General features: G+C 61.1%; 10 protein-coding genes. 3 read left to right on the top strand and 7 right to left on the bottom strand.

Annotated elements, in window-relative coordinates; all coding sequences use genetic code 11:
- Nucleotides 1-4 precede the first annotated feature (4 nt).
- On the bottom strand, nucleotides 5-274 hold the full coding sequence (locus AB8A23_RS26530; RefSeq protein ID WP_120289267.1) for a hypothetical protein: 270 nt from the start codon (nucleotides 272-274) through the stop codon (nucleotides 5-7).
- A 184-nt stretch (nucleotides 275-458) separates the two neighbouring features.
- On the opposite strand from AB8A23_RS26530, the gene AB8A23_RS26525 reads away from it, so the two are divergent.
- Nucleotides 459-719 (top strand): DUF6496 domain-containing protein, encoded by a 261-nt coding sequence (locus AB8A23_RS26525; protein ID WP_439057616.1) that lies wholly within the window; start codon nucleotides 459-461, stop codon nucleotides 717-719.
- A gap of 149 nt (nucleotides 720-868) precedes the next feature.
- On the opposite strand, the gene AB8A23_RS26520 is transcribed toward AB8A23_RS26525, so the two are convergent.
- Both AB8A23_RS26520 and AB8A23_RS26515 read right to left on the bottom strand, forming a co-directional pair.
- Complete coding sequence (locus tag AB8A23_RS26520; protein ID WP_439057617.1) at nucleotides 869-1,105, bottom strand: hypothetical protein; 237 nt, start codon at nucleotides 1,103-1,105, stop codon at nucleotides 869-871.
- A gap of 19 nt (nucleotides 1,106-1,124) precedes the next feature.
- A complete protein-coding gene (locus AB8A23_RS26515; RefSeq protein WP_439057618.1) occupies nucleotides 1,125-2,012 on the bottom strand; it encodes a Ku protein in 888 nt (295 codons plus the stop codon).
- A gap of 144 nt (nucleotides 2,013-2,156) precedes the next feature.
- On the opposite strand from AB8A23_RS26515, the gene ligD reads away from it, so the two are divergent.
- Entirely contained in the window at nucleotides 2,157-4,880 is a 2,724-nt protein-coding gene (gene ligD / locus AB8A23_RS26510) for a DNA ligase D (RefSeq protein WP_439057619.1), read from the top strand.
- A gap of 107 nt (nucleotides 4,881-4,987) precedes the next feature.
- On the opposite strand, the gene AB8A23_RS26505 is transcribed toward ligD, so the two are convergent.
- Nucleotides 4,988-5,152, bottom strand: coding sequence for a DUF3309 family protein (locus AB8A23_RS26505; protein ID WP_081422059.1), 165 nt, complete (start codon nucleotides 5,150-5,152; stop codon nucleotides 4,988-4,990).
- Between the two features lie 155 nt (nucleotides 5,153-5,307).
- Between AB8A23_RS26505 and AB8A23_RS26500 the strand changes: the two genes are divergently transcribed.
- Entirely contained in the window at nucleotides 5,308-5,619 is a 312-nt protein-coding gene (locus AB8A23_RS26500) for a polyhydroxyalkanoic acid system family protein (protein WP_439057620.1), read from the top strand.
- 230 nt (nucleotides 5,620-5,849) lie between these two features.
- Here the strand turns inward: AB8A23_RS26500 and treY are convergent, their stop codons facing one another.
- The 3 genes from treY to glgX are packed head-to-tail and all read right to left on the bottom strand — an operon-like array spanning nucleotide 5,850 to nucleotide 12,483.
- Nucleotides 5,850-8,642: a malto-oligosyltrehalose synthase gene (treY, locus tag AB8A23_RS26495; protein ID WP_439057621.1), complete on the bottom strand. Its 2,793-nt coding sequence runs from the start codon at nucleotides 8,640-8,642 to the stop codon at nucleotides 5,850-5,852.
- A complete protein-coding gene (gene treZ, locus AB8A23_RS26490; protein ID WP_439057622.1) occupies nucleotides 8,642-10,408 on the bottom strand; it encodes a malto-oligosyltrehalose trehalohydrolase in 1,767 nt (588 codons plus the stop codon). Before treZ ends, treY begins: the two co-directional genes overlap by 1 nt.
- Entirely contained in the window at nucleotides 10,405-12,483 is a 2,079-nt protein-coding gene (gene glgX, locus AB8A23_RS26485) for a glycogen debranching protein GlgX (protein WP_439057623.1), read from the bottom strand. Before glgX ends, treZ begins: the two co-directional genes overlap by 4 nt.

The raw sequence follows: 12,483 nt of genomic DNA, 5'->3' as shown, positions 1-12,483 counted from the left end.
TAGCTCAGGCGACGCGCCGTTGTTGTAACCGTTCGACAGAGGTTGCTGCCGTGAAAGGCAGGGCGTTCATATCGAGTTCGATGAGGCCCGCCGTCTCGATGATAGCTTCGGGGCGATGGCCGTTCTCGAACAGAGCATAACGCACGGCATTCGCGCGGCTGACAAACAACCCGCCGAATAGGCCGTTTTGCTCCTGCGCGACCCACTGGCCGCGGCCGTTCTTGCCGATGAAAACGAGGGATGAGCTACACGAGGGAGGTTCGATGGTGATCACTTGCAGTCTCCAGTTCATTCGCTTGAGCGAATGGCTGCAAGATGATCGGCTGCCCGTTTGAAAACGAGATGAGCGGCGGTGCCGCGTTATAGGGATTTCATAAGTGCGTTCGTTCGCCAATCGTCCGCGTGGAACCATCACCCGCAGCGACGATTGATCGTTTCGATCACAACGGGAGCATGGAATGGCGAAATATTCCAAGAAGGCCACCGCGAAGGTCGCGCGGGCCATGAAGAAGCGCAAGGCCGGTACATTGCGAAGCGGCGGCTCGGGCAAGAAGGTCACCAGCAAGAAGCAGGCGATTGCCATCGGCCTATCCGAGGCTCGCGCGGAGGGCAAGAAAGTGCCGAAGGCGCCGAAGAAAAAGACGGTGAAGAAAGCCAGCAAGAAGACGGCGGGGAAAAAGAAAGCGGCCAAAAAATCCCGGAAGTCGACGAAGGCCTGAGGCTGCGCCGATGTACGTTGATCGACGCATATGAACCAATCTTCGTCATGCCCGGGGCTTGTCCCGGGCATCCACATCTTGGCGGGAGAAAAGACGTAGACGGCCGGGACAAGCCCGGCCATGACAGTTTCGACCGAAGCGGCATCGCCTCACTTCGTCTGCAGCGTCGCCTTCAGCAGGTGGTCCTTACATTCATCGTCCTTGCCCTCCGCCATTGCTTCGCTGGCCAGGCCGATCTCGTCGGAAGCGGTCTTCTTTTGCTTGCCTTCGGCCATCTTGGCGATGGCTTCGGCGACGAAGGCGATATTCGAGGCGTTGCATTCCCTTGTCTGTAGCTGCTGCGTCTGCGCTGCCACGGTCGGCATCAACGCGATGCCTATGATCATTCCCAAAATCTTCATGCGCTCAGCTTGCCTTGCGATGTCGCGCCGATGACCGCGCGGCCTTCTTGGCCGGACGCTTGCGTGCTACATGCGGTCGTGACGACGAAGCGCGTTTGGTCGATTTGCCCTTGCCACCCTTGAGGCTCGCCTTCAGCGCATCCATGAGGTTGATGACGTTGTCCGGCTTCTCCTCCTTCTCGACGACCTTCACCGGCTTGCCCGCAGCCTTGCGCTTCACCAGCGTCTTCAGCGCGGTCTCATATTCATCCTTGAACTTGCTGGGATCGAAATGCGACGCCTTGCTGTCGAGGATATGCACCGCAAGGTCGATCATGTCCTTGGAGATCTTCGGGCTCTTGATATCGTCGAAATAGTCCTCCTCGTCGCGCACCTCATAGGGGAAGCGCAGCGTAGTCCCGAGCAGCCCCTTGCCGAGCGGCTCGATGGCGATGATGTGTTCGCGATTGGTGAGCACGATGCGCGCCAGCGCTACGCGGTCCTTGTCCTTCATGGCATCGCGGATCACGGCGAACGCATCGGCACCGGCCTTGCCGTCGGGCGCGATGTAATAGGGATTGTTCAGATAGCGCCTGTCGATCTCGTCGCGCGGCACGAAATTGTCGATGTCGATGGTGTGGTTGCTCTCGATCTGCACGGCCTCGAGCTCTTCCTTCTCGATCTCGACATATTCGCCCTTGCTGATCTCGTAGCCGCGGCCCTTCTGCTCCTTCTCCACGACATCGCCGGTCTCGGCATCCACCATCTGCTGTTTCAGCCGGTTGCCGGTCTCGCGGTTGATCATGTGGAATTTGGTCTTCTCGATCGAGGTCGCGGCCGGATACAGCACCACCGGGCAGGTGACGAGCGACAGCTTGAGAGAGCCTTTCCAATAGGCGCGGGGCGGGGCCATACTCGTCCTCCAACTCGATCTACAAATGAAGCGCGCAGGCCGCAAAGTATTGCGCTGGCGTGGATTTCCAGGAACTTCAACGGCAGTTGCCGGTTTTGGTTCCGGGCCGGATCATGCGCCCAATGCGGTGAGTTGGGGGACGGTGTGACCGACAAGCAGCTTCAGATCTACCGCCGGAAACGCGATTTCGCGCTCACCAAGGAGCCCTCCGGCCAGATCGTGGTCGCGCCGGCGAAGCGCCGCCGCTTCGTGATCCAGAAACACGATGCCACGCGGCTTCATTACGATCTGCGGCTGGAGATGGACGGGGTGTTCAAGTCCTGGGCCGTCACGCGCGGGCCGTCGATGGACCCCGCCGACAAGCGCCTCGCTGTCGAGGTCGAGGACCATCCGCTGGATTACGGCGATTTCGAAGGCACGATTCCCCGGGGACAATATGGCGGCGGCACCGTGCAGCTCTGGGACCGTGGCTATTGGGAGAGCGACGATCCGGACAAGGGCCTCAAGAAGGGCGACCTGAAATTCACGCTGGACGGCGAGAAGCTGCATGGCGGCTTCGTGCTGGTGCGCATGAAGCATGACCGCAATGGCGGCAAGCGCACCAACTGGTTGCTGATCAAGCATCGCGACGACTTCGTGAAGGAGGGCAAGGCCAACACCATCCTCGACGATGACAAGTCAGTGGCGTCCGGCCGCAGCATGAGCGCCATCGCCTCAGGAAAAGGGAAGGCGCCGAAACCGTTCATGATAGCCAAAACGGCGAAGATCAAACCCGATGCTATCTGGGATTCCAGCGAGGGCAGTGCTGCTGACGCGCGTGCGAAGAAGGGTGTGAAGACCAAGGCGGATGTCGGCAAGCGTGCGACCAAGAAGATTGCAGCAAAGAGCGCCGTGACAAAAAAGGCAGCCAGAACCTCCGTGAAGCCGGTCAAGGTCACAAAGATGCCCGGCTTCGTGGCACCCCAACTTTGCACCATCGTGGATCGGCCGCCCTCCGCGGATGGCTGGGCGCATGAGATCAAGTTCGACGGCTATCGCGTGCAGCTCCGCGTCGAAGACGGCGAGGCCACGCTGAAGACACGCAAGGGGCTCGACTGGACCGATAAGTTTCAGGCCATCGCCAAGGAAGCCACCGGACTGTCGGATGCGATCATCGATGGCGAGATTGTCGGCCTCGATGCCCATGGCGCGCCGGATTTCGCGGCGCTGCAGGCGGCGCTGTCGGATGGCGAGACCGATACGCTGATCTTCTTCGTGTTCGACCTGCTGTTTGCGGATGGCGAAGACCTGCGCAAGCTGTCGCTTAGCGAACGCAAGGAGCGGCTCAAGACGCTGCTCGACAAAGCCCGCGGCCGTCGCAAGGAAAGCCTCATTCGCTATGTCGATCATTTCGAGACCGGTGGTGACGCCATTCTGCAGTCGGCCTGCAAACTGTCGCTGGAAGGCATCGTCTCTAAGAAGCTGTCGGAGCCCTATATGTCCGGCCGTTCGCAACACTGGACCAAGGCCAAGTGCCGGGCCGGCCATGAGGTCGTGATCGGCGGATGGAAGAGCAATGCGGGGAAATTCCGTTCGCTGATGGTCGGCGTCAACAGGGGCGATCATCTAACCTATGTCGGGATCGTCGGCACCGGCTTCGGCCAGGACAAGGTCACGCGCATCATGCCGGCGCTGAAGAAAGCAGCGGCGAAGACGAGCCCGTTCGGCGGCAAGGAGACGCCACCGGGTGGTCGGGACGTGCACTGGCTCAAGCCCGAACTGGTGGCCGAGATCGAATTCGCTGGCTTCACCGGCGCCGGCATGGTGCGTCAGGCGTCGTTCAAGGGGCTACGGCAGGACAAGCCGGCCGATGAGGTCGAGGCCGAGACTCCTAAGAAGACCGCGCTCGTCGAACCGAAGCCGAAGCGCGGTGTGAAGAAGGTAGCGAAAACCTCCACGAAAAAAGCCCCGCCTGCAAAGGCCGCAACAGGCTCTGCGGTCGTGATGGGCGTGGCGATCTCCAAGCCTGACAAGGAGCTATGGCCGGATGCTGGCGATGGCGAACCGGTCACCAAACGCGATCTCGCGGCGTATTTCGAAGCCGTCGGCGACTGGATGATGGATTATCTCAAGGGTCGCCCATGTTCGATCGTGCGCGCGCCCGATGGCATCGACGGGCAGCAGTTCTTCCAGCGCCACGCAATGCCGGGGACATCGAACCTGCTCGAACTCGTGAAAGTCTCCGGTGACCGCAAGCCTTACCTGCAGATCGATCGCGTCGAGGGTCTTGCGGCCGTCGCGCAGATCGGCGGGCTCGAACTGCATCCGTGGAATTGCGCGCCGGATGCGCCGGATACACCGGGGCGTCTGGTGTTCGATCTCGACCCGGCGCCTGATGTGGAGTTCATTGCCGTTATGGATGCGGCACGCGAGATGCGCGAACGGCTCTCGAGCCTCGGCATGGAGAGTTTCTGCAAGACGACCGGCGGCAAGGGCCTGCATGTGGTGGCACCGCTGCTGCACGGCGCGAAGGACAAGGTCGACTGGAAAACGGCGAAGAGTTTTGCGCAGGCCGTGTGCCAGCAGATGGCAAGTGATGAACCCGAGCGCTACCTGCTAAACATGTCGAAGAAGCTGCGCGGTGGAAAGATTTTCCTCGATTATCTGCGCAACGACCGGATGTCGACTGCGGTCTCGGTGTTGTCGCCGCGGGCGCGAAAGGGGGCCACGGTGTCGATGCCGCTGACATGGCCACAGCTGCGCAAAGATCTGGATCCGAAGAATTTCACTGTGCGCAGCGTCCCGTCGCTAATGGCGAAGAGCAAGGCGTGGGCGGGTTACGAGGATGCTGCGTCGTCGATCAAGTCGGCGATCGGGAAAATGAAATGACTCTCACCGTCATCACTCGCTTTCGCGGGTGATGACGGTGAGAGCGTACGCACATGGAAAAGCGCGCGATCCTTCCGGATCGCGCGCCTTGAAATCAATATCCGCTCTTACAGCTTACCAAGCAGCAGGAGGATCAGCAGAATTACCACGATGAGCCCGAGACCGCCGCCGCCGTAATAGCCGGTGCCGTAGAACGGACCGCCGCCGATACCGCTGAAACCACCAAGCAAGGCGATAATCAGAATGATCAGAATGATAGTACCAATGGACATGGATTTCTCCTCAGCCTGGCAGACGGACAAGCCTGCTGCCTTCATGCGATAAAAACGCGCAGGCATCCCCAAGGTTCCATGAGTGAAACTTTGATTACGACTACCGTCGGGCGAAATCGCGCTTACATCCGTGTGAGCTAACAAAGGATCATGAGATGTCTGCACCGCTCGTCGTTTCCATCCCGCACAGTCTCGGCCGCGAGGAAGCTGCGCGCCGGCTCAAGACAGGACTGACACGGGCAACAACTAATGTACCAATGTTGAAAGTTGACGAGGAGCGCTGGGACGGCGACCGGATGATCTTCCGCGTTCGTGCCATGGGGCAGGCGGCGTCCGGTCATGTCGATGTGGCCGAGGATCATGTCACCGTCGAAGTGCTGCTGCCCTGGTTGCTGCAGCGTTTCGCAGAAGTGGCGCAGGCAGCGATCAAATCGCGCGGAAATCTGCTGCTCACGAAAAAGAGTTGAAGCGGCGATTGCGGGGTGCAGAAAATCTCACGCATCTTCAATGTCTGCTGCTGCGCAACATAAAAATGCCGTGCGATAGTGCAGCGCACGCGAGTTTGATCGTAAACCACTCGCAAACAATTTGATGAAAAGCTTTGAGCACGCGGAGGAAGGGAACCGACCTTTCTCGAGTCGGCACGACATCCGCCAGGCCGTCCGGCCGTTGATCCCGGGCGGCCTTGTCGTGTGTGCTATCGCAAACGCGTCGAACGAATGCGTTTCGGCGCGGCATGTGCCTTCACGATCGCCATCGGAATCTGCCTGAAGAGCTTGGCAACGGAGAGCTGGATCGCGCCGTTCTTCTGCGCAGAGCCTTCAACGAGGTAGCCGGGCGCGATCACTGTCGCGTCGAAGGCCGTCGCCTCCGGCCAATGCCGCCCGCCTTGTGTCGCTTCGGAAAAAGCGCGTGGGATCACGACGATTGCCGCGTCGCGCTGATGCCGCCGAGCAAAGGCGATGATGTGCGCGGCATGAGGTCCGGTCACTTCAAGTGGTTCGTAATCGCCATCGGTGAAGACGGCTGCCATCTCGGTGCGGCGTTTCAAAAGCTCGCGCGTCCAGGCGAGCTTGATGTGGCCATCATCCCAGTGCTGCGCCAGTGCCGCCCAATCCGGTTGCTGCAGTGCCTTCAGCACTTTCGCGCGTTCGGCGAAATCCACCGGGCGGCGGTTATCGGGATCGACCAGCGAGAAATCCCAGAATTCGGTGCCCTGATAGAAGTCCGGCATGCCGGGAATGGTCGCTTTCAGCGTGATCTGGCTGAGTGAATTCAACGCGCCGATCAGCGATGTGCGTTTGGCAAAGGTCTCAAGCGCTGCAAGAAATTCCGGCGACTGGGCCGGGTCGAGAATGCGCTCCAGAAAGGTGCGCAGACCCTTCTCATAGGTGTCGTTGGGGTTGAGCCAGCTCGTTTCCTGCTTGCCCTCGCGCGCCGCCTTCAGCGCATAGGCCTGCATCCGCTCGAGGAAGGAATTGTCCTGCCCGCCGAGCGGCCATGCGCCGATAAGCGCCTGGTATAACATATACTCAAACGCTGCTGAGGGCGCGCGCATTTCGCCGTCAACAATCAGATGCGGCGCGTTCAGCAACTTCCAGCGGCTGACAGCACTGGCCCATTCACCGGGCATTTCGGCCAGCGCCAGCAAACGCGCGCGGGCATCCTCGCCGCGCTTGGTATCGTGGGTGGCCGTCGAAGTCATGCCATGCGGCCGCTCGAGCGCGCGTGTGATCATTATCTCGTGGAACGTGGCGAAAGGTATCGCTTCCGCTGCCGGCTCGCCGCCAACTTCGTTGAACGCCAGCAGGCGATGATAGCGATAGAAGGCGGTGTCTTCGAGCGACTTCGCCATCGTCGGCCCGGTGAACTGCTGCACCTTCAATGCAAAGCGTCGCACCCGCGGCTTGCTATGCGCGGGGCGGCCGGGTTTCAGCAGGTCCAGCGTCAGAGCGTCGCGCAAGAAGTCGAACAAGCCTTCATCGGCGCCGAACCAGTCGGCGCGAGCTTTCTCGATGGTCGTGGCGATCAGTTGTCGGTCGAGGGCAGATGGACCGGCGGTGGAGAGATAGGTGCGATAGACTGGAAAATGCAGCACGTAGAGTTCGAAAGCCTGACGCAGTGTGTCGGCGGAGAAGTCGCGCGTCGAATAATGCCCGTTGGCGATCCGTGCCAGCAGACGCGTCAGCACGGTGAATTCGCTGAGCAGCAGCGTATCGAGCACGCGGCGCTTGGCTTCCACCAGTTGTGGTTCGAATTTCGGCGAGACGTTGCTCACCTGTCGCCAGGTTTCGCCCAGTGGTTCCAGGCCTTTTTCTTCGACCAGCACCTGCGTGATCACATTGAGCCATTCATAGCCGGTGGTGCCATGTACGCCGGCGAAGGGCACCAGCTTCTCGTGCTCACCGAGAATCTTCTCGACCACGACATAGAACGGTTTGGTGCTGTTGCCATGCGCCTCGCGGATCAGCCGGCGCAGCCGTTGGAAATATTGCGAGGGATCGTGAAGGCCGTCGATGTGGTCCAGCCGCAACCCCTGCAGCTTGTCTTCGGCAATCAGCCGTTTGACCAGCGAATGGATCGCCTCGAACGTATCGGCGTCCTCGATACGCAGACCAGCCAGCGTATTGACGTCGAAGAAGCGGCGGTAGTTGATCTCGCTTGATGCCAGGCGCCACTGACCGAGCTTGTAGTGCTGGCGCTCCAGCAGCATGTGCATGGCCTGAATCTGGGCGGGCCGATCCAGCCCGGCGCGATAGGCGTCGAGGCCGCGCGTGATAACCTCGGTAGCGCCGTCGATCGACGCCAGCTGCTGCTTGAAAGCCGGCGCTTCCCGCCGGTTGGGATGGCGGAGGCCCTTGTGCCTGGCAGCCAGTGTCAGGATTGCGCGGCCGGCTGGCGTGTTGCCGGCGTCGGCTTCCTTGACGATGGTGCGCAGCATCTCGCTGTAGCGCTCCGGCGCGATCGGCAGCCTATGTTCGAAATACCAGGCCGAGAAGCTGCCTTCCTCGGCGTCGTATTTCAGCTCGATCTCGCCGTTGTCCAGTGCCTGGCCATAAGAGCTACCGATGATCGGTAGCAGCAGACCGCCGCGTGCGCGATAGGGCAGGGTGTCCCAGTCGATGTCGAAGGAGACGGCGTGCGGCGAGGCCTGTCCCCATTCCAGCACGTCGAGCCACCACGGATTGTCTGCGAAATGCACGCCCACATGATTGGGCACAAAGTCGAGGATCAGGCCGATATCACTGGCCTTCAGCGCGGCACTCAGGCGCTCGAAACCTTCGTCGCCGCCGAGTTCTGGATTGAGCTTGGTGTGATCGACAATGTCATAGCCATGGGTCGAGCCCGCGCGCGATTTCATGAAGGGTGAGGCATAGAGATGGGTGATGCCAAGCGCCTTCAGATAGGGGACGATGCCCGCGGTGGCATCGAAATCGAAATCCTTGGTGAGTTGAATACGGTAGGTCGCGACGGGAATCGCAGGAGCCATTATCTATCTCCGATCCGCCATACGACGGACCACGGCGTCCCCACGCCGGTGGTAGTGTTGCCCAAAATTGTTGTACCTGTGCTCGGCGGTGCTGCGTTGACGGCCTTGTCGGAAAGATTGGCCGTGAGATGCAGCCTGCTGCCGTCACCCATTGTCCAGAAGGCCGTGAGCAAACCGTCGTCGCTCGCCTCAGCCTGGCCGAACCGTGCGCCAGCGAGGCGCGGCACGATATGCTGCTTGCGCAATGCGAGCAGCTCGCGAACCAGCGTCAGCCGCGTCTTGCCCGTGGTCGTTTCGCGATTGTCCCAATCGACGAAGGCCGAGCGGAACGAGCTCTCGTCCAGCGGATCGGGAATCTCGTCGCCATACTTTTCGTACGCGCTGGCGAATTCCTTCTTGCGGCCATTACGTACGGCATTGGCGAGATCGCCCTCGAAATCGCAGAAGAACGGAAACGGCACTTTCGAGCCCCATTCCTCGCCCTGAAACAGCATCGGCACCATCGGCGCCAGCAATGTAACGGCCAGCGCAGCTTCGATGGCCTCGGGCTTGGCCAAGGTCTCCAGCCGATCGCCAAGCGCACGATTTCCGATCTGGTCGTGGTTCTGCAGGAAATTCACGAAGGCCGCCGGTGCGAGTTCGCCTGATGGTTCGCCGCGCGGTGCGCCGTCACGATGCGCCGACGACTGGCCCTGATAGGCGAAGCCCGAGCCCAGCGCCAGCACGATATGATCGAGCGGCTTCGGTGCGTAGTCGCTGTAATAGCCCTTGTCCTCGCCGGTGAGCAGCACGTGCCAGGCATGGTGATAGTCGTCGTTCCACTGCGCGCGATATTTGCCGCGCGGCGGGTTGGTGGCGGGATCGAGCAGAGTGGCGCGGTTGTCGTCGTTCTCGAGCACCAGATGGATCAGCCGGCCGGTGTCGGCGGCTAGCTTGCCGACCTCGCGGCTCAGCTCGTGCAGCATCGGGATCTCGCCCTGTTCGGGGATCGCATGCACGGCATCGAGCCTGAGCCCATCGAAGCGATAGTCGCGCAGCCACGCCACGGCATTCTCGATCGCGTAGGCCCGCACCTCCGGCAGGTGATAGTTGATCGCCGAGCCCCACGGCGTATGCGCATCGCCGAAGAAGGACGGCGCATATTGCCCGATGTAATTCCCTTCCGGGCCGAAGTGGTTATAGACGACGTCCAGAAACACCGTCAGCCCACGCAGATGCGCCTCGTCGATCAGCGCCTTCAGATCGTCCGGGCGGCCGAACATCGCGTCCGGCGCATACCACAGCACACCGTCATAACCCCAGTTGCGCTTGCCGGCGAAATCGGCCAACGGCATCAATTCCAGCGCGGTGATCCCCGTCGCCACAAGGTGATCGAGCTTGTCGATCATCGCGCGATAGGTGCCCTGCGGCGTAAAGGTACCGACATGGGTTTCAATCAGCACGGTCTCTTCCCACGGCCGCCCGCGCCAGTCGGTCGCGCGCCACGGATAGGCCTTGTGGTTGATCACTTCGGAAGGGCCGGCGATATCGTCCGGCTGAAAGCGTGAGCCGGGGTCGGGCACGTCGGTCTTGCCGTCGATCCTGAAGCGATAGGTGTTGCCAGCCTCGACACCTGCGACCTCCGCGGTAAACCAGCCGTCATCGCCGTGCTTCAAGGGATGGGATTGATTCCCAAGCACCACGTCGACGCGTTGCGCAGCCGGCGCCCAGAGGCGGAAGATCGCGCCTTTCTCAGTCAGCCGTGGTCCGAACGAATGCGCGCTCATGCTGGCGTCCCCGCAAAGGCAAGCACCGAGCGCGGTGGCGCATCGATGTCGCTGCCGGGGGGCAGGATAGCGATGGAGAGCTTTTCGTCGGCGGTGTTCAGTACCTGCCGCCAGTTCTTGTATTCCAGCATCTTCGGCAGCTTGAACGGAATGCCCTCAGGCGCTGCATTCAGCACGATGAAGATCGGATTGGTGTTGTCGCCGAAAGCGCTGAGTACATAAGAGAGAAAGCGGCCGTCGGGAAACGCCCAGTCCGTCTCGGTCATCTCGTCGGCCGAGGGGGTCAGCCATAGCACGCCATAGCTGCCATCCGCGCGGCGGCCGTCGAGCCAGCGCTGGGTGGTGATCTGCGGAAAACGCTGCCGCAGTTGCGCCATATGGCCGATGAAGTCGGTGAGATCGTCGTCCTTGTGGCCGAGATTGTCCCAGCCGACCCAGCCGATCTCGTTGTCCTGGCAATAGGCGTTGTTGTTGCCGCCCTGCGTGTTGCCCACCTCGTCGCCGGCCAGCAGCAGCGGCACGCCCTGCGCGAGGAACAGACAGGCGAGCTGGTTCTTGCGCAGCTGTCGGCGCAGCGCCAGCAGCTCGGGATCGTCGGTCGGGCCCTCGACGCCGAAATTGTTGCTGAGGTTATCCGACGAGCCGTCGCGATTGTCCTCGCCATTGGCTTCGTTGTGCTTCTCGTTATAGGCAAAGAGGTCGGCCAGCGGGAAACCGTCATGCACGGTGACATGGTTGATCCCGGCGCGCTGCTTGCGGCCGTCATGATTGAACACGTCGGACGAACCGGTCATGCGGCTGGAGACTTCGCCGATCAGCGAGCCTTCGCCGCTCCAGTAGCGGCGCATGGCGCTGCGATATTTGTCGTTCCATTCCGACCACTGCGACGGAAACGCGCCAACCTGATAACCGCCCATGCCGAGATCCCAGGGCTCGGCGACCATTTTGACGTTCGCGAGGACAGGGTCCTGCCGGATGGCGGTGAGGAAACCGCTATTACGATCGAAGCCATTCGGCCCGCGCGCCAGCGTGGTTGCAAGGTCAAAACGAAAGCCATCCACGTGACACACCTCAACCCAGTAGCGCAATGAATCCATCACCATCTGCAACACGCGCGGATGCGTAAGGTTCATCGAGCTGCCACAGCCCGTGAAGTCGTCATAGAATCGTGGATTGTCCGGCATCAGCCAGTAATAGGAGGCGTTGTCGATGCCGCGATAACTCAGCGTCGGGCCGAGATGATTGCCTTCGGCGGTGTGGTTATAGACCACGTCGAGCATCACCTCGATGCCCGCATCATGCAGCCGCGCCACCGTTGTGCGGAACGCATCGAGCGGATTGTCGGCGCCGTAGCGCGCTTCCGGTGCGAAGAAGGAGAGGGTGTTGTAACCCCAGTAATTCACCAGCTTCATCTCAACCAGACGCCGGTCATCGACGAAGCTGTGCACCGGCAGCAGCTCGATGGTGGTGACGCCAAGCCGTTTGAGATGCTCGATCATCGACGGTGACGACAGTCCGCGATAGGTCCCGCGCAGCCCTGGCGGTACGTCCTTGCGGGTCTGCGTCAGGCCTTTGACATGGGCCTCATAAATGATGGTGTCTTCCCAGGGTACGCTGGGACGCGCTTCCTTGCGGCCCCAGTTGAAGGTTTCGTCCACCACCACGGCCTTCGGCATGCCGCGCGCATTGTCGCGGCGATCGAAGGACAGGTCCTCGCGTGACGAGCCGGTGCGATAGCCGAAATGTGCATCGCTCCAGACGAGACGCCCGGCCAGTTTCTTGGCATAGGGGTCGAGCAGCAGCTTGTGCGCATTGAAGCGATGTCCATGCTCCGGTTCATAAGGCCCGTGCACGCGATAGCCATAGAGCTGGCCCGGCGAGACATCGTTGAGATAGCCGTGAAAGACGTGCTCGTTATACTCCGGCAGTTCGATGCGCTCGAGCTCGCGCCGCCCCTGGCTGTCGAACAGACATAGTTCGACCTTGGTGGCGTTTGCAGAGAACAAGGCAAAGTTGGTCCCCCGTCCGTCCCAGCTTGCGCCGAGGCGGGAGGGCATGCCGGCGGATAGTCTCAT

Origin of the sequence: Tardiphaga sp. 619_E2_N8_4, assembly GCF_051810905.1 — a bacterium.
GTDB classification, from domain to species: Bacteria; Pseudomonadota; Alphaproteobacteria; order Rhizobiales; family Xanthobacteraceae; genus Tardiphaga; species Tardiphaga robiniae.
This window is presented reverse-complemented; position numbering and strand designations above follow the sequence as displayed.

Excerpts from the sequence above, each read along its gene's own strand:
- AB8A23_RS26525 (WP_439057616.1), top strand. The coding sequence starts at position 459 with ATGGCGAAATATTCCAAGAAGGCCACCGCGAAGGTCGCGCGGGCCATG.
- AB8A23_RS26520 (WP_439057617.1), bottom strand. The coding sequence starts at position 1,105 with ATGATCATAGGCATCGCGTTGATGCCGACCGTGGCAGCGCAGACGCAG.
- AB8A23_RS26515 (WP_439057618.1), bottom strand. The coding sequence starts at position 2,012 with ATGGCCCCGCCCCGCGCCTATTGGAAAGGCTCTCTCAAGCTGTCGCTC.
- AB8A23_RS26505 (WP_081422059.1), bottom strand. The coding sequence starts at position 5,152 with ATGTCCATTGGTACTATCATTCTGATCATTCTGATTATCGCCTTGCTT.
- AB8A23_RS26500 (WP_439057620.1), top strand. The coding sequence starts at position 5,308 with ATGTCTGCACCGCTCGTCGTTTCCATCCCGCACAGTCTCGGCCGCGAG.
- treY (WP_439057621.1), bottom strand. The coding sequence starts at position 8,642 with ATGGCTCCTGCGATTCCCGTCGCGACCTACCGTATTCAACTCACCAAG.
- treZ (WP_439057622.1), bottom strand. The coding sequence starts at position 10,408 with ATGAGCGCGCATTCGTTCGGACCACGGCTGACTGAGAAAGGCGCGATC.
- glgX (WP_439057623.1), bottom strand. The coding sequence starts at position 12,483 with ATGAGACTATCCGCCGGCATGCCCTCCCGCCTCGGCGCAAGCTGGGAC.